Genomic DNA, 17,530 nt, shown 5'->3' with positions numbered 1-17,530 from the left:
AATAGGTGATTTTAAACGTATTGGTAAAACAGATACGGCAGAAAAAACATTCGGTATGTATACCCAACGTTGCATAGGCTACCTTATTGGTGTACAGGCTGGATTTTCACGGCTTTGAGGGTAATGTCATAGTCGAGCCGGTAATCGAACGAATCCTTCAGGTTCTGTCCCGTAAAGATGGCGGGTACCCGGATAAATTGCTGTTTTTTCTTTCGAACATCTGCTTCCCGCAGTTCTACACTGCTTTGACCCAGCAGATCGTCTTCATCGAGTTTGTCCAGTAACTGAAGCCCAACGCCCGATGCCACCAGTCCGGCAGAAACATATTTTAAGGGTGTCAGCAATTCCGTAGCGGTGAGCAACAAGCCCGCGGGTAGGGCAATTATGTTGTGGATTTTTTGAATTTTTGCCATCGTTTGCCGAGCCTGGCTGTAATCGTCCACCTCTATCAGCACCAGTGAAGCCACGATCCGACCGTTTCGAGGGAGTGGCAGATGAATCGGCTTTGCCGGGTTATGCTCGCCCGAAGGTGCCGCCTGCAAGTCTAGTTGCTGGTCTTTCTGGATAGTTTCTACGCCCCAGCCACCGTTCACAACGGCTACTGCTTTGTTGGCTGCGTCGTAGCTGGTCAGCGAATACGCCATCATGAGCTCATCCCGGCGCGTTATCGTCTCTTCTAGATTCACGGCTTTAATCGATCGGGGACTTAACTCCGCCGTGAGCGCTGACTGACGCACGCAGCCAGTTGTCTGAATCAGGATGAAAAGGGTTACAATGATTCTCATGATTCTTTTTTTAGATAGAAACCCGTACAGGTCAGGCAGAAACTTCCTCAATAACAGACTCACCCGAAGATTGATCGCCACTGGTCCATTGCCACTGCTCGTGCAGACGAATCCGGCCGTCGGGCAGGATTTCGGGAGTCGACAAACACCGACCCGTCATTAACTCACCCTGTGTGTTGATATGCTCGTAGCGCATATCAAGGCTGTTGTCTGGTAGAACAACCGCAATCAAAAAACCTTTTACAATGCTTCCGCCGGCATACTCGGCCCAGACAAGTTTATCCTGCTGTTGATAATGGAAAAGCGTTTCGCTGCTTACTTCGCCATTGTCGGTATTGGTTACGGAGCGGAAGGTTTTGTTTTTGTACATCTGAAACGTGATTCTTGACCGGAATTTTTACAAGATTTAAACGATTTTCAAGATTACGGCAAAAAACGTTTAAAGGAAATGAGACTATCTGTACCTTGGAAGTGTGCTTGGATAGCTTAAGCTTTTTCGGTAGAAGTGTTGCTTAATTCTTAAAATCCAGTAGAAATCCCGGTCAGAGGTTCCTGCTGGCTTAGGCAGTGGAAACTCCCGAGGCCCCAAACGATGTCTGTTGAGTCAATACCAATAATTTTACGGTCTGGGAAACATGTGCCGATAATGTCCAGCGCTTGCTGATCCTTGTTGCACCGGAACGTAGGTACGATGACGGCTCCGTTCGTGATCAGGAAATTGGCGTAGGAGGCCGGAAGCCGCATCCCATCGCTCTCAACCGGGTCGGGCATGGGTAGCTCGACGATGTTCAACTGCTTGCCGTTCAGTAAGCGCATCTGCTTCAGCTCATGGTGGATTTCCTGCAGGAATGGGTAATTCGCATCGTTTTTATTTGGCTCATAAGCAGCAACGACTGTGTCTTCGTTCACAAACCGAACCGTATCATCAATGTGCCCATCGGTATCGTCGCCAACGATGCCTTCCTCTACCCAAAGTACCTGCTGTACGCCGTAATAATCGCATAGGTATTGCTCGATCTTTTGCTGTGTCAGGTGGGCGTTACGGTTCTGGTTTAACAAACAGGCCCGGCTGGTCAATACCGTGCCCGCGCCATTAAATTCCACCGATCCTCCTTCCATAACAATACCGGGTGTAACATACTCCAATCCCCGGTAGTGGGCAATCTCTACCGGAATCAGATCGTCGCGGTCGTAGGGAGGGTACTTGCCCCCCCAGGCATTATAGCCCCAGTTGACGATCATCCGCTCGTTCTTCTCTGGATTGATCAGGAAGGCCGGGCCGTGGTCGCGACACCAGGAATCGTTGGTGGGGTGGGGTAGGAGCGTGATACGGCTCATATCGGCACCGGCCGCCAGCAGGCGTAGTTTGGCTGCCTGTATGACAATATCATTGTGGGCGTTGATGCACACCTGCTCACTTTCGGCAATGGCTTTGATAAAATCGATATAGGCGGGGAACATCAGCTCCTGCCGCTCTTTGGTCCAGGAAGCTTCGGTATGGGGCCAGCTAAGCCAGGTGGCAACATGAGGATGCCATTCGGCGGGAAAGAAAAAGCCCTCACGGGCAGGAATGCGCGACATGTACAAAAAGATGAATGCAGACGGGGCCGCCTGCGCAGTGATATATTAAGAAAATCGGACCAATCGGTTTTATATAATTGATTCTCCAGTCTAAAAGTACGACTTGTAGCTAAATCCTGTTACGAAATCAACGCTCGAACAGCGTCGACGGTTAATTCCGTAAAGTCATCAACAACCAGCGAAGCACCTGTATCGGCCAGTTCGTCGCGGGTGTGGGTGGTGGCGATAGCGATCACGTTCATACCCGCCCGAAGTCCCGCTTCAATACCCGCAAAGGCATCTTCAAAGACAACACTATGCGAAGGTATGGCACCAACGCGATCGGCAGCAGTGAGGTAGATTTCGGGGTCGGGCTTGCCGTGTTGAATCATGCTGGCATCGACAACAGCGTCGAAATAGGGTCGTAATGGAAGGCCATCCAGGGTGAAAGTCACATTACTTTGTGGGGCCGACGTACCAACGGCCAGCTTAAATCCCTCGCTTTGTAAATCCCTTAAAAAAGGCAGCAGTCCCGGAGCAGGCTGAAGGTGCGGACGGTATAAGTCGCGGTAAATCGACTCTTTTTCTTCCGTAAGTACAATCAGTTCGCCGGGCGTAATGGGGCGTTGAAAAACATACGCCATTGCATCGGCCGACACCCGTCCATTTATGTTGTCAACGTACTGTTCTCGGGTAAGTGGTCGGTCGTGTTTCTGGGCGAATTGCAACCAGGCATTAATATGAAAATCCGTATTGTCGATCAAAACGCCGTCCATATCAAACAGAGCGGCTAAAACTGGAGGAGTCGTTTCGGGCATGTGTAGAGACGCATCCGCACCGGCGGCCCGGCCTTTGCGTCTGGTTTATTAAAAAAGCTGCAACAGCCCTACAAAGAAAGCAGATTGCAGCCTAAACAGTATCGTCGGTAGATGGAATTGACTCGTTTTCCTCTAAAACATCACCTGCCAGAATAGTGGCTTCGTGCAGTAATTCAGTCGCTACCAACTCGTCCGTTACGTCTTCAATTCGCTCGTCGAACGCGTCGAGACTTTCGTCAACAGCTATGGAAGGGGATTTCATGCCCAGCAACAACCGCCCGACATAAAGTAGACTAAGAGAAAAACGTAATTCAGGAATGGCCGGGCTATGACGGGTTACGTGGTCTGTCTGCATGAAGTTAGAACAACCGGTAGGGGCCGTTAGGTTCTACAAAGCATAGTACAGACTTTGTAACGTAGCACGGACTTTAGCCCGTATAGCCGTCAGGCTAAAAAAGGTTACTGGGCAGCCTGACGGCTATACGGGCTAAAGTCCGTGCTACGTTACAACGCCTTTATCTTCAGATTTCTAAAATAGATGGGCGCACCGGCATGTTTGCCCTGGAGACCGATGTAGCCGCGAAGCGGTAGTTCGGAGGGAGCTTTGTTAAGCCAGGAAGGTACTTCTGAACCATCGGGATTGGTCTTTGCCGAAGTGAATTTCGACAGGTCGATAGTGTTTACTAACTGGTTGTTCAGTACTACATAAATCATCTTGCCCTGACAGGTAATAGTGTATCGGTTCCACTCGTCGGGTTTTTTGACTACCTGTTGCTTGATAGCCGCCTGATGGCCGAAAAACGCACCACACTGCCAGTTTGTTGGCGAATCGGCCCATTTTTTGGCGTAATCGTCGGCAATCTGAATCTCTACTGAGTTGGGAATCCAGTTGGTGGTGTCGCTGGCATGAACGACCACGCCACTGTTGGTGCCGTCGGCGGTTTTGAAGAGTAAGTCCAGCACAAAATCATCGTAGGGAACGGCTGTCCAGATAGCTACATCGGCCGTAGCGGTCAGAACGCCCCCGTCATCAAAACTCCAGACGCCCTTGGGGAAGCCCGCATCAGACAGGTCACTGGCGAAGAGCGGTTTCCAACCCGCACCGCTTGAGTTCGGGTGTCCTTTGGGCGGAGCAACGGGCGTTGTTGTGGATACTACCCCAGTGGACACTGACGTTTGGGCAAATAGATGAAAGGTACAGGTCAGCAATAAGCCGGTAAGTAGAGCGATTTTTTTCATGGAGGGGCTTTGTTGATAGAGACTATTCACAAAGAAACGCTTTTATTTTTAATGGAGAATTCTGTTTAAAGCCGTAGAGCGTGTACAGAACTTCCCGGAAGTTATTCTGTACACGCCCTACTAACGCGTTCAACGAAAGAGTATTATAAGCTATTTGCGGTAAGTTGTGGATGAGCCGCTGTCTCTTTATAGCTATCCGAACGGGTGAACTCATCGCCCTGCCGACCGTCGGACCGTCGAAAGCTTTTCATAATCCAGCCGCCACCGATCACGTCGTCGCCTTCGTAGAAAACGGCCGCCTGACCGGGCGCAATGGCCGAAACACCTTCTTCAAAGAGTACCTCAATTTTATCGCCGGTCTGCGAAATGGTAGCCGCCGTGCCGGGGTCTTTGTACCGTACTTTCGTAACCGTTTCCATCGGGCCGTTGAGAGTGGGGTACTTTTGAAGGTTCAGTTTGCTCACGATCATTCCATCGCGGTACAGGTCTCTGTCGACGCCCAGTACCACTTCATTAGTTTCTTTCCGTATTTCCGTCACGAACATTGGCTGGCCGAACGCCATGCCCAGTCCTTTGCGCTGACCGATGGTATAGAACGGATAACCCTGGTGTTTACCCAGCACTTTGCCGGTACCTTCCATCACAAAGTTGCCCCCGGCTACTTCGGCTTCCAAACCCGGCATGCGCCGTTTCAGGAACCCCCGGTAGTCGTTGTCGGGTACGAAACAGATTTCGTACGATTCCGATTTAGTGACCAGTTCCATAAAGCCACGCTCTGTCGCCATGTCACGAATCTCTGATTTACGCAGATGGCCCAGCGGTAATTTCGTCCGGCTCAAACTCTCCTGCGATACACCCCACAGTACGTATGACTGGTCTTTCAGGGTATCCACGCCTTTGGATAGTACAAACCGATTACCCTCTTCCCGTATGTGGGCGTAGTGCCCGGTGGCAATGGACTCGCAGTCGAGCCGATCGGCCCGGCGCAGAAGGGCGTCCCATTTAATGTGGGTGTTGCACATCACGCAGGGGTTGGGGGTTCGACCTTCGAGGTATTCGCCGGTAAAATGGTCGATCACCGCATCGCCAAATTCTTCCCGAATATCCAGAATGTAATGGGGAAAGCCGAGGCTAACGGCGATGTTGCGGGCGTCGTTGATACTGTCTAAACTACAGCAGCCCGTTTCTTTTTTTGTACCACCCGAAGAGGCATAATCCCAGGTTTTCATGGTCATCCCAATGACCTCGTAGCCTTCTTCGTGGAGCATGACCGCTGCCAGCGAAGAGTCGATGCCGCCACTCATGGCGACCAGAATTCGTCCGTGTTTGCTCATATCTGCCGGGGTTCAAAGCCCCGCGATTTTAGTGTTTTGATGCTGTCAACTTCTTTTTGAAACGACACACAAAGATACGAACGCAAATTGACGGGGTCTTAGTTTCTGAAAAGGGAATTGTGTTGGGGATGGTTGCTGTGTAAACAACCTCTTACCAACACATCCGTAAAATGGCCGCGATAGCTCATGCTACTTCGTTGGATAAAGGGCTTATTTGTGGTGACTGAATCGAAAATCGAGTACGTTTGCCCAAAGTCTACTAGATTTGGTAACTAGAGTTAAAACTGATAGGCACTATTAAATCGTTTAGTCTGGTTACGTTATGGATGTTGCAGTACCTTCGGGGCAGGTGTTAAAGGCACGCGTGGCCACCCAATTGATTTTTCTGGTCTGCGGTCTGGGTATGGCCAGTTGGGCACCGATGGTTCCCTTTGCCAAAGACCGCTTAGCGTTGAATGATGCCAATCTGGGCTTGTTGCTGCTTTTGTTGGGGGGTGGGGCCATGCTCATGATGCCTACCTCGGGTTGGCTGGTGAGCCGATTTGGTAGCCGGGTAGTTATGACTGGGGCGGCATTGGTCATGGCTCTTTCGCTGCCGCTACTGCTTATTCTGCCTTCTGTTGCAGCCATGTCAGTGACATTGTTTGTTTTTGGTTCAAGCATTGGCGCGATTGACGTAGCCATGAATGCGCATGGCGTACAAGTGCAAAATTTGTACGGTAAGCCCATCATGTCATCCTTACATGGACTGTTCAGTGTGGGCGGTCTGTTTGGTTCGCTTGGATTGGGCTTTCTGATTAAGCTGGGGTTGAACCCGGTTTATGCCATTGTCAGTATTGCTATCCTCATTATTGGTATTGCGCTTACTCAATACAACCATTTATTTTCTTTAGATACAGAAAAACAGGCCATTGCTACCTTCTCTGCTCCTGAAAAGGCTGTTGAGGGTAACCGGCAGTTTGGCTGGTTAAACGGAACGGTCTTATTTCTGGGCTTTATGTGCTTTGTCGTGTTTCTGGCCGAAGGGGCTATTCTCGACTGGAGTGCTATCTTTTTGCGCGATATCAAAGGAGTCGACTCCGAGTTGGCGGGAGCAGGCTACGCGGCCTTTTCCATCGCTATGGCGATCATGCGTTTGGTAGGAGATAAACTTGTGGCCCGCCTGAATGGTAAAACGGTTGTGGTAACTGGCAGTTTGCTCGGTGCCGTCGGATTAACCATTGCTGTTTTAAGCCCTTGGGTAGTCGGCGTATTAGCTGGTTTTATTTTACTGGGATTGGGGGCGGCTAATATTGTTCCTATATTTTTCAGCGAAGCCGGGAGGTTACCAGGTATTGCACCCAGTGTTAGCTTACCAGCTATTACGACCATTGGGTATACGGGTATGCTTGCTGGCCCCGCTTCTCTGGGTTTTATTGCTCAACATTTTTCGCTGTCTACCGCCTTCATTTCAGTAGCCTTGCTGTTGGTACTGGTCGCGCTGAGTTATGCACTAAAAGGTAAATAACCGATGGAAAGGGTCTTAGTTTCCGTTTGTCAATTCTTTCATCATGTCAGCCAGTGGGATAGCCGTTACATCGTTAGCGATTGGATAACGTTCGTTGCCGGGGTAAATCAGAAACCGTTTGGTGGCACCGATGTCTTCGCAACCCAGGTAAAAACCTTTTGACAACGATGGCGCCAGCGAGCGTTTGATCTCTATGGCGTAACGTTGTGTTGTTCCCTGCTCAAGGACCAAATCAATCTCGGCACCTGCAGCCGTTCGGTAAAAGCAGGGCGTTACCCCGATTGGTAAGCAGGACAATAGGTTTTCGATAACGAACCCTTCCCAACTGGCTCCAACAACCGGATGCCCCAGCAGGTCGTCCAGCGAAGGTATATTCAGCAAGGCGTGAGTCAGCCCACTATCCCGAATATAGACTTTGGGTGATTTAACCAATCGTTTACCCACATTGCCTGACCACGGCCGCAGCGTGCGGATGAGTAACAAATCGTCCAGCAGTTCGATATATCGCTTCGCCGTCGGGCCCGAAATGTCGAGGTTACCGCCTAACTTGGTTATATTTAGCTGCCCTCCCTGATTGTGGGCTAGCATAGTCCAGAGTCGGCGCAGGGTTACGGCCGGAATACGGGGACCTAATTGGGGAACGTCCCGTTCCAGATAAGTGCTGATGAAATTCAATCGCCAACGCAGACTGGAAGTATCCTGTTGAGCCAGAAAGCTATCCGGGAATCCACCTCTGAGCCAGAGCTTGTCTTGTTCTGCTGACGTTTGAATCGGCAGTTCAGGGACTGTCAGGCCCGACAGTTCTTTGTAGGCTATGCGACCAGCCAGCGATTCGGACGACTGCTTCAGTAAATCCAGTGATGCGGAGCCTAAAATCAGAAACTGACCCGTTCGGAAGCCTTTTCGGCGTCGCTGGTCGATCACTCCTCGCAGAATTGAAAACAGTTCGGGTACACGCTGTATTTCGTCCAGAATGATAAGCCGCCCGTTATTAAGTTCGAAATACGCTTCGGGGTCTCTTAATTTTGCCCGGTAGGTGGGGCTTTCGAGGTCCAGATAGATAGGGTCCGGACTGAAGGAGGCTGCAATTGTTTCTGCCAGTGTTGTTTTACCAACCTGCCGGGGTCCCAAAACGCCAACTGCCGGAAATTCTTCCAGTAGCTGTGCTATCTCCGTTTGTGCCGCTCTATGAATCATCCTTGCAAATCTAACACAGTGCGTTAGATTTGCAAGGTAAAACTAGCCTTAAGGATATTATATGATGTAATGTAGTTATTTATATTTGCTTGAGCATAGTCACTGGGCCGACGCTCGGTACTACACGACTTACGGATACATCAAATACTTCTTCCGCATTTGTTTGTAGGCCGACAGGCCGGGCTCCCAGCTCTGCCGAATTTCTTTTTCGGAAATGCCCGCAATGATTTGTTTTTTAAGTGCTTCGTTACCGCTCCGGTAGTTGAAATTGCCCATTTGTTTACTATAGCTCGTATCGAAGAAACGGGCTTTGTCGGGATACGCCTTGTATAACTCCATCAGCCATTTCAGATTAAGCTGTTTTGTCTTACGCAACTGGTTGGTATCATAGTTTCGAAGATCAAGCCCATAGCAATCCTCATCCTGGTGTAGCGGGGTTTCGCTCATGCCTTTCAGACTCACGGGTTTGAAGGAGAACGGATACTTGCCTTTCAGCGCAGGGGCGCCCAAAACGGTAAACGGCATGTAGGTTCCCCGGCCCTGGCTGATGATCGTGCCTTCGAACCAGCAAAGGCTGGGGTACAGTAAAATTGACTGCTGTGTATTCAGATTAGGGGAGGGGAGTACGGGCAATGTGTAGGGTGTATCGTGTGTGTAGTTCGCCATCTTAATAACCTTCAGTTTGCACGGATTCGTTTTGGCAACGCCCCCCCAGCCTTCGCCATTGATCATCTGGGCAAATTCGGCGATGGTGCAGCCATGCGTAATGGGAATTGGGTGCATACCTATCCCCGAGTACAGATGGGCCTCCAAAATGGGGCCATCGACGATAAAGCCGTTCGGGTTGGGGCGGTCCAGAATCATCAGTTCCTTGTTATTTTCGGCACAGGCCTCCATCACGTGGTTGAGCGTGTTGATGTAGGTGTAAAATCGGCAACCCACATCCTGAATGTCGAAGATCATTAGGTCGATGTTCGCCAGCTGCTCTTTGGATGGCTTCTTATTCTTACCGTATAGCGAAACCACCGGAATCCCGGTTTTAGCATCGACTGCATCGTCTACCTTGGCCCCGTTGCTGGCGTTGCCCCGAAAACCGTGCTCTGGACCAAAAATCGATACGATGTTCACCCCCAGACTTACCAGACTGTCGACGCTGGGTTTATTACCAATAATAGATGTCTGGTTAACGACCATCCCGATTCGTTTGCCTTTCAGGTAGGGCAGATAAGCCGAAACCTGGTCAGCACCGGTCATCAATTTTTTAGCTTGTACTGATGTGACAGTGGGCGTTTCAGAAACCGAAGATGGCAGGGAACGAACCGCTGGATTAACGGCGCACGACAGGCCAATAACAAACGGCAATACGATGAATGAGCTAATTTTCATGAATTCAGAGTAGTGAGAACAAAACAATAACTGTTTGGGGTGTTCGTCAGCGGTAAACTTAACAATAGATACGTTAAAAGTCTGCTACCAGCATATAGACCGTGGCACAAAACAGAAAATTCAGTTAAAACCAGATTCGCCTGATCGGTGAGTAAATGTTGCGTTTGAGTGTCCAATGCAGGACAATGCTTGTCCATTTACGGACAGATTCAGCTAACCTGATTTGGGTAAAACACCCAAATCAGTCGATTTAAGCTTATGTCTGACCTTGGTCTCATATTTGTACGATAAAATAGAGACTAATCAGGCGAAGTCATGCGTCGAACGTATTTAGGCGAATTTGAAGAAGTAGTATTACTGATGGTGGCTATTCTGGATGGCGAGGGCTATGGCGTCACCGTTAGTCAGGCACTGGAGGAGCATACCGGGCGAATTGTGACGTTTGGCACGGTTCACAACACCCTGATTCGGCTGGAAGAGAAAGGCTTCGTTCGCTCCGAACTGGGCGGAGCCACAGCCGAGCGGGGTGGCCGACGCAAGCGGTTGTTTCGGGTGACGGCGCTGGGGAGTCGGGCCATGCAGGAAATACAGCAACTGCGGCAGCAATTATGGCAAATGGTGCCGCCCAACACCCTTCAACTTGGTGGTATATGAACGCTCCCCCTACGAGACCGAACCGTCGGACCGCACCCCGCTGGGCGCACTGGCTTTTAACAAAACTACACCCTGAAAATACCCTTGAAGAGGTCGAAGGCGACCTCGACGAACTGTACGCCTACTGGTCCAAGCGCGGAGGGCAAACACAGGCCACACTCCGCTACGTACTCAATGTGGTATCGGTACTACCGCCCTTTGTACGACGACGAAAACGCATTGAGCAGCGCACCCAGCAACCTTTTTTCTTACACCCCGATATGTTACGAAACTACCTCAAAATCGCTTTTCGCAACCTGAGAAGCCAAAAAGTGTATTCCTTCATTAACATTGGCGGTCTGGCTGTAGGCATGGCCGTAGCGTTGCTGATTGGGCTATGGATGTACGATGAACTGTCATTCAATCGGTATCATAAGAACTACGACCGTATTGCTCAGGTCATGCAAAACCAGACCATCAATGGATCGGTCAGTACGGCCCCAGCTATTCCTATTCCGCTGGCCAATGTGTTGCGAAGCACATACGGGTCTGACTTCAAACAGGTTGTGTTGTCTTCCTGGACGGAGGAACATATTCTATCCTTTAGCGATAAGAAATACTGGAAAACGGGCAATTATATTGAGCCACAAGCCCCGGATATGCTATCGCTGACGATGATAAAAGGGACCAGGGCAGGGCTGAAAGAACCGTATTCGATCATGATTTCAGAATCGGTTGCCAGCGCCCTGTTCGGCACAACTGAACCCATCGGTAAACTGATGAAAATTGATGCCCAGATTGCGGTTAAAGTGACGGGCGTTTATGAAGATTTGCCTTATAACTCCCAATTCAGTAACCTGGATTACATGGTCCCCTGGCAGGTGAACGTCGCCGTTCGGGACTGGGTGAAAAACTCGGCGCAAAAGTGGGATAATAACTCCTTTCAGATTTATATCCAACTCGCCGACCATGCCAATATGCGGCAAGTGTCGGCAAGAATTAGAGACGCCAAACTCGTCAACGTATCGGAGCAGCTCGCTCGGTTCAAGCCCGAAGTTTTTCTACAGCCTATGAGCCGCTGGCATTTGTATTCGGAGTTTGAAAATGGTATTAACACGGGTGGTCAAATTCAGTTTGTGTGGCTTTTCGGTATTATCGGCGTGTTTGTGCTGCTGCTGGCCTGTATCAACTTCATGAATCTGAGCACCGCCCGAAGCGAAAAACGGGCCAAAGAAGTGGGTATCCGCAAAGCGGTTGGCTCTGTTCGGGCGCAGCTAATTGGTCAGTTTCTAAGCGAATCATTGCTAGTCGTCGTCATTGCTTTTATCATCTCGTTACTGTTAGTACAGTTGAGCTTGCCTTACTTCAATGACATTGCCGCCAAGAAAATGACCATGTTGTGGTCGACTCCTGTCTTCTGGCTTTTGGGGCTTGGGTTTACCCTGCTCACCGGGCTGATTTCAGGTAGCTATCCGGCCTTGTACTTGTCGGGCTTTCAACCAATCAGTACGTTGAAGGGAACTTTTAGGGTTGGGCGGTTCGCGTCTTTACCCCGAAAAGTGCTGGTGGTCGTGCAGTTTACCGTGTCGGTCACGCTCATCATCGGTACCATCATCGTATTTCGGCAGATTCAGTTTGCGCAGAACCGGCCCATCGGGTATAGTCGAAACGGGTTGCTATATGTGCAGACAACTACGCCCGACATACACACGCATTACGATGCGTTTCGGGCTGATCTACTCCAGTCGGGAGCCGTTACCGAAATAGCCGAGTCAGAAAGCCCATTAACCAGCGTCTGGAACGTAAACGGCGGGTTCGACTGGGATGGTAAAGATCCCAATCAGCAACCGGATTTTGCCGTTGTGGGTGTTAACTACGAATTTGGCAAAACTGTAGGCTGGCAATTTAAGGCCGGGCGGGATTTTTCCAGATCGTTCGGCACCGACTCGTCGGGTATGGTCATTAACGAAGCCGCCGTGAAATTTATGGGTCTCAAAAACCGCAATGGCGGATCACCCATTGGCAAAACTATTCGGGATGGCGACCTGCGCTACAAAATTATCGGCGTCATCAAGGATATGGTGATGGAGTCACCTTACGAACCCGCCCGACAAACGCTCTTCTACATCAGCAATTTTCCCAGCAACTTTATCAATATTCGCCTGAATCCGGCCATGAGCGCCAGCGAAGCTGTGGCTAAGGTTGGCGTTATTTATCAAAAATACAGCCCCACCGCCCCATTCGACTACAAGTTTGCCGATGCCGAATACACCAGGAAATTTGCTGCCGAGGCTCGTATCGGCACGTTGGCTTCGTTTTTTGCGGTGCTGGCTATCTTCATTTCCTGTCTGGGACTGTTTGGCCTGGCATCTTTCGTAGCGGAGCAGCGGACCAAAGAAATTGGCGTCCGCAAAGTGTTGGGCGCGTCGGTATTTAATCTTTGGGGATTGCTTTCCAAAGACTTTATGGTACTGGTTATTATTTCGTTTGCCATTGCAACACCCATCGCCTGGTATTTCCTGACGAACTGGCTTCAGCAATACCAATACCGAACCGATCTGTCGTGGTGGATTTTCGCCGTATCGGGGGGTGGCGCTCTTGTCGTTACACTACTAACGGTCAGTTTTCAGAGTATTAAAGCGGCTTTGATGAACCCAGTGAAGAGTTTACGGAGCGAATGAGCGGGTTAATTAAAGGGACTGAATAAACGCCATATATTCAAGATATGGCGTTTATTCAGTCCCTTTAATTAACCCGTAAAATCCTTTTACTTTTAACGAAGACCCGTCAGGACGTAAGAAGATTACGTTCTGACAGTTGTATCCTTGTGCCAAATCAATCAGCCCCATGCAACCGCCCAAAGCCACCCTGAAAAACGCCTGGCCCTACCAGCAGGATCGAATGAATTTGCCCCTTGCCAATCTGGAGACGGCATTACCGTTTTACGAAACCATTTTGGGTTTTCAGGTGGTTTCCCGAAGCGATACGCCCCAGCCTTCGGCAATACTTGATCGGGATGGTATTCATATTGGCCTGGCAGAAAACGGGGGCGACCCGCAGCAGGATGGCTGCTTCTTTGAGGTTGATGATGTAGAAAAGTTATGTGCCGAACTGAAGGCAACGGGCTTTGACAATATAAGCCCCGACTTTAAACAGCACTACTATGGCGATGTTCGCTGGAAGGTCCTGTTCATCGTCGCTCCCGACGGGCTATGCTATAGCTTCGGTGAACGCCAGAATTGAGTTAGGGTTGACCCAAGTTGCGAGATGCATTCATGATCCAGCTTATTAGTGGTTACTGTACAACGGATAACCTCCGTGCGGGCGACCCCGTCTATTGTACATCAACCGGGCATTCCGCAGCTTCATTGGCGCTTGCCTATGTCGAGAGTGCACTGCCGGAGTAATACCCCATTGAATACCCCACCGTGGCTTAATAAAGGTTTTACATATCGTTTACAACTTTTTACAATCAAGAAGCGACCATCTTGTTGACGGCCAATACCTTTGCTTCTGTGTCTCACCAAATCAGGTTTCGTCATGAATAGCTATTATGTTGCTTTTTTGCTCCTTTTCTCCTCTGCTTTTTGGCAGGCCTTAGAATCGCCACAGGAATCCCCTCGTCTGGCTAGTCGGCCAACACAAAAAAGCGGTAAGACAGGAGCGGCAAACATCATTTTTCAATCTACAGATGGCGGACAAACGTGGCAGGACATTAGCCATGGACTGCCCGAAAATGCACAGGCCGACGAGTTCATTGAAAAAAATAATGAGCTTTATTTACGCACGGGAAATGGAATCTATCACAGTAAGCCAAGTTCACCGGCTCCCTATTGGCAAAAAGAAAATTTCCCTGCCGAACGTGGCAGCATTGCTCCCGGTAAGAATGGGGTATTTGCCTACAATTACCAAGATGGTCAATTTTTGAAAAAAATAAACGGAACGAATCTATGGTTGCCAACGTACACGAATTCGCAGGAGAAACAGGTACGCACCGTGTTTGAAACAAGTGGAGGGGCCGTTTTCATCGGCTCCGACAGGGGCCTTTTTAAATCCACTGACAGCGGAAAAACCTGGCAACACGTTCATACCGGAGGGTGGGTAATAAAAATGGTCGAGTCAAACGGTGTACTGCTGGCGACGAGTCAGGGAGGGATTATTAGATCGACCGATGATGGCGAAAACTGGGATGTTGTCATTAGTGAAGGTGGTGTGGGTATCGCTATAGAGCGCATCAACGGTGGATTCGCTGCGATCAGTTACAATACACAGTCGGAGACCAGACGAGTACGAACCTCCTACGATGGTGGTAAAACCTGGCAGCCTATTGATGCGAACTTGCCCGCAAGTTTCCTCACTTCCTCCATTGTCCAGGTAGGTGATTCGTTCTTTTGTGGGCATCCTGCCGGTATTTTCAGATCATTAGACAAAGGTAAAAACTGGAAGCTGGTAGTCCCCTCTATAAACGGTAAGGTCTTCAATTTATCCGTTTCAGGCAACGTGATGTATGCCATTCTCAGAAGTGGTGGATGCTAAAAAAGCCATTCTACCTTACCCTCACGGCTAGGGTGAGTAACTGACCGGGGTATGGCGAATGCCCAAGCGGCTGTGTACTCCTTGCTGATAGGAAAGCGGGTAGTTTAATCGTTGGGTTGCAGGCTGTCTTACTCGCTCCGTAATGATTTTACGGGGTTCATTAAAGCCGCTTTGATCACCTGGAAACTAATGGTTAGTAACGCAATTCCGACGGCCAATAGGCCAGCCCAAAGGAACGTCCACCAGCCAATGTCTGTCCGGTAGGCAAAACGTTGGAGCCATTGATGCATGGCGTACCAGGCGATTGGGCTGGCAATGACAATCCCGATAATTACCAGCTTCATGAAGTCTCGGGCAAGCAGGGTTACGAGTTGCCCGACCGTGGCCCCCAGCACTTTTCGGATGCCAATTTCTTTAATGCGCTGCTCGGCCGTGAACGCGATCAGTCCGAACAGACCCAGGCAGGAAATAAGAATGATTAACCCGGAAAACCAACTGAGCAGGGTCTCTGCTTTTGCTTCCTGTTGATACTGCTTGTCGAAACTCGTATCCAGAAAAGCGGATTCGAAGGGATATTCCGGAATGAGCGATGCCCAGACCGACCGAACAAGTTCCACGTTGGAGGGCTTGAGGCGAACCAGCATATTAAGCGTATTATTCGTGCCGTAAGACAGCATCATTGGTTCAATTCGGTTGTGGAGCGAGGCAAAATGGTAATCCTGCACCACGCCGATTACCTGGATAGTAAGCGAGTCCTTCGATGATGACCTGATGTTCTGACCAACGGCCTGATTCATCCGCCAACCCATCCATTTGACGAAACGTTCATTGACCAGGACTGCCCGTTTCTGGTCGGTGGTGATGGCAGGATTGAAATTTCGGCCAGCCTTTAGCTTGATTTTCAGTAGGTTCAGGTAAGCCTCGTCGACGTGGGCTGAGAAGACCATCTGCTCTGTTTTTTGACCCCCAGCTTCGCGGACAACGCTGGCCTTCATTTCGTTCGTGATCGGATTTAGTCCCAGCGATACGGCATCGATCTGGCTGTTTTGCGCCAACGTTGTTTTTAGCACCTGCATTTTTTTGCGAATCGCTTCCTCAGGCGGTACGTTCACCACCAGCACCTGTTCTTTCGTGAAGCCCGGATCTTTGCTCCGTAAATAGTCCGTCTGCTGCCGTACGACCAGGGTACTGACGATCAAGATGACCGAAATGGTAAATTGTAGTACGATCAGCGATTTGCGGGTCCACTGGCGACCGACCCCGGCCGATTGACCCTTCAGCACAACCACCGGCTGCGCCGACGAGAGAAAGACGGCCGGATACAGGCCCGTCAGTAGACCCACTACACCCAATACACTCAGGCCACCGGCCACCAATGACCAGTCAGGCATGGTGAGCGGAATAGCGGTAAGCTGTTCAAACAGGGGCCGAATAGCCATGATTATTCCCAATGACAAAACAGTGCTCATGAGCATCACCAGCAACGCTTCGCCCAAAAACTGTCCGAGTAACTGCCGCTTACCAGCGCCCATTACTTTTCGGATGCCGACTTCTTTTTGGCGTTTGATGGCCTGAACTACGTACAGATTCATGTAGTTGATGCAGGCTACAAGCAGAATAAACGCGGCTACGATGGAAAAAATGGCCAGATACATCCGGTTACCTTTGGGCGTATCGTCAAACAGGCCGTCAACGAAGTGTAGTTCGGTTAGTGGCTGTAGCTGATGCTCAAGCTTAATGTCGTATCCCAGCGCCTTAATGCGGGGCCCTACCTGTGCCTGGTCAAATTGGGCCAGTTTCCGGCGAAAGCTATCGGCCCGTGTTTTATCGTTCAACAGCACATACGTAAAGCAGGAAGTGTCAAATACGTCTTCGGCGGTGGCTGGTACATCCTGCCAGGAAAGCAGGATAGTAAAGCGTAAGTCGGTGTTGGCCGGCAGGTTTTGCACTACGCCGGTTATTGTGTACGGTTGCTTATTCAGGTGCAGGATTTTTCCGGTTGGGTCGATTGCTCCAAAGTATTTCTCCGCCACCTGCCGGGTTAGCACCGCGCTATTCGGCTTATCCAACGCGGTTTTGCTGCCGGAAAGCAGGCGGTAGGAGAAAACATCAAAAACGCTTTTATCGACCTGATAGACATCCCCTTCGTTAGTCAGGGTATTATTGTTTCGTATAGTTGCTACCGAAACGGCCTTGAACCGGACGGTTTTTAGCACCTCAGGATACGTTTGCCGGAGTCGGGGGCCAAGATCCGTACTCGAAACGGCCAGACCATCGTCTGAGCCTGTCATTTTAAACCGGGTAATCACGCGATAGATCGAATCGGCGCGTTCGTGGAACCGGTCGAAGGTCAGCTCGTTCCAGACGTACAGCGTAATCAGCCAGCAAGCGGCCATACTGACGGACAAACCCGCCATGTTAATTCCGGTATAAAGCCGATTCTTGGTCAACGTCCGCCAGGCGACGTTGAAGTAGTTCTGAAGCATAAAATATCCGTACCTGATTAAGTGGTTAAGGTACGGATATCGTTATTAG

The 17,530-nt window shown here is 50.0% G+C and carries 16 protein-coding genes; 6 read left to right on the top strand and 10 right to left on the bottom strand.

Annotated features, from left to right (window positions below):
* Nucleotides 1-83 precede the first annotated feature (83 nt).
* The 7 genes from NT073_RS24230 to mnmA form a co-directional block, all read right to left on the bottom strand.
* The gene (locus NT073_RS24230; protein WP_297378836.1) at nucleotides 84-785 is read right to left on the bottom strand and encodes a hypothetical protein; all 702 of its coding nucleotides are present in this window, start codon (nucleotides 783-785) and stop codon (nucleotides 84-86) included.
* Nucleotides 786-816: 31 nt separating this feature from the next.
* Nucleotides 817-1,155: a n-acetylglutamate synthase gene (locus tag NT073_RS24225; protein WP_297378834.1), complete on the bottom strand. Its 339-nt coding sequence runs from the start codon at nucleotides 1,153-1,155 to the stop codon at nucleotides 817-819.
* Between the two features lie 149 nt (nucleotides 1,156-1,304).
* Nucleotides 1,305-2,366 carry an agmatine deiminase family protein gene (locus NT073_RS24220; protein WP_297378832.1) on the bottom strand — a complete coding sequence of 354 codons (1,062 nt, stop codon included), beginning with the start codon at nucleotides 2,364-2,366 and terminating at the stop codon, nucleotides 1,305-1,307.
* A gap of 119 nt (nucleotides 2,367-2,485) precedes the next feature.
* Nucleotides 2,486-3,163 carry an HAD family phosphatase gene (locus NT073_RS24215; RefSeq protein ID WP_297378831.1) on the bottom strand — a complete coding sequence of 226 codons (678 nt, stop codon included), beginning with the start codon at nucleotides 3,161-3,163 and terminating at the stop codon, nucleotides 2,486-2,488.
* Between the two features lie 91 nt (nucleotides 3,164-3,254).
* Nucleotides 3,255-3,518, bottom strand: coding sequence for a hypothetical protein (locus NT073_RS24210; protein WP_297378829.1), 264 nt, complete (start codon nucleotides 3,516-3,518; stop codon nucleotides 3,255-3,257).
* Nucleotides 3,519-3,667: 149 nt separating this feature from the next.
* On the bottom strand, nucleotides 3,668-4,402 hold the full coding sequence (locus NT073_RS24205) for a DUF1080 domain-containing protein (protein WP_297378827.1): 735 nt from the start codon (nucleotides 4,400-4,402) through the stop codon (nucleotides 3,668-3,670).
* 143 nt (nucleotides 4,403-4,545) lie between these two features.
* Nucleotides 4,546-5,736 carry a tRNA 2-thiouridine(34) synthase MnmA gene (mnmA, locus tag NT073_RS24200; RefSeq protein WP_297378824.1) on the bottom strand — a complete coding sequence of 397 codons (1,191 nt, stop codon included), beginning with the start codon at nucleotides 5,734-5,736 and terminating at the stop codon, nucleotides 4,546-4,548.
* A gap of 322 nt (nucleotides 5,737-6,058) precedes the next feature.
* Here mnmA and NT073_RS24195 point away from each other — a divergent pair, with 322 nt between their 5' ends.
* Complete coding sequence (locus NT073_RS24195) at nucleotides 6,059-7,243, top strand: MFS transporter (RefSeq protein WP_297378822.1); 1,185 nt, start codon at nucleotides 6,059-6,061, stop codon at nucleotides 7,241-7,243.
* 15 nt (nucleotides 7,244-7,258) lie between these two features.
* On the opposite strand, the gene NT073_RS24190 is transcribed toward NT073_RS24195, so the two are convergent.
* Entirely contained in the window at nucleotides 7,259-8,440 is a 1,182-nt protein-coding gene (locus tag NT073_RS24190) for an ATP-binding protein (RefSeq protein ID WP_297378819.1), read from the bottom strand.
* A 129-nt stretch (nucleotides 8,441-8,569) separates the two neighbouring features.
* A complete protein-coding gene (locus NT073_RS24185; protein ID WP_297378817.1) occupies nucleotides 8,570-9,826 on the bottom strand; it encodes a DUF1343 domain-containing protein in 1,257 nt (418 codons plus the stop codon).
* 315 nt (nucleotides 9,827-10,141) lie between these two features.
* Between NT073_RS24185 and NT073_RS24180 the strand changes: the two genes are divergently transcribed.
* The 5 genes from NT073_RS24180 (at nucleotide 10,142) to NT073_RS24160 (ending at nucleotide 14,995) form a co-directional block, all read left to right on the top strand.
* Complete coding sequence (locus NT073_RS24180) at nucleotides 10,142-10,480, top strand: PadR family transcriptional regulator (RefSeq protein WP_297378815.1); 339 nt, start codon at nucleotides 10,142-10,144, stop codon at nucleotides 10,478-10,480.
* Nucleotides 10,477-13,140: an ABC transporter permease gene (locus NT073_RS24175; protein ID WP_297378813.1), complete on the top strand. Its 2,664-nt coding sequence runs from the start codon at nucleotides 10,477-10,479 to the stop codon at nucleotides 13,138-13,140. The genes NT073_RS24180 and NT073_RS24175 overlap by 4 nt, the downstream gene beginning before the upstream one ends.
* 166 nt (nucleotides 13,141-13,306) lie before the next feature.
* Complete coding sequence (locus tag NT073_RS24170) at nucleotides 13,307-13,702, top strand: VOC family protein (RefSeq protein ID WP_297378811.1); 396 nt, start codon at nucleotides 13,307-13,309, stop codon at nucleotides 13,700-13,702.
* A 32-nt stretch (nucleotides 13,703-13,734) separates the two neighbouring features.
* Nucleotides 13,735-13,866: a hypothetical protein gene (locus NT073_RS24165; protein ID WP_297378809.1), complete on the top strand. Its 132-nt coding sequence runs from the start codon at nucleotides 13,735-13,737 to the stop codon at nucleotides 13,864-13,866.
* A gap of 133 nt (nucleotides 13,867-13,999) precedes the next feature.
* On the top strand, nucleotides 14,000-14,995 hold the full coding sequence (locus tag NT073_RS24160; RefSeq protein ID WP_297378807.1) for a sialidase family protein: 996 nt from the start codon (nucleotides 14,000-14,002) through the stop codon (nucleotides 14,993-14,995).
* Nucleotides 14,996-15,123: 128 nt separating this feature from the next.
* On the opposite strand, the gene NT073_RS24155 is transcribed toward NT073_RS24160, so the two are convergent.
* Nucleotides 15,124-17,481 carry an ABC transporter permease gene (locus NT073_RS24155; protein ID WP_297378805.1) on the bottom strand — a complete coding sequence of 786 codons (2,358 nt, stop codon included), beginning with the start codon at nucleotides 17,479-17,481 and terminating at the stop codon, nucleotides 15,124-15,126.
* Nucleotides 17,482-17,530 lie beyond the last annotated feature (49 nt).

The organism is Spirosoma sp., from assembly GCF_026391055.1.
Classification (GTDB): domain Bacteria; phylum Bacteroidota; class Bacteroidia; order Cytophagales; family Spirosomataceae; genus Spirosoma.
Note: the sequence above shows the minus strand (reverse complement) of the source record. Positions and strands in the feature narration are given on the sequence as shown.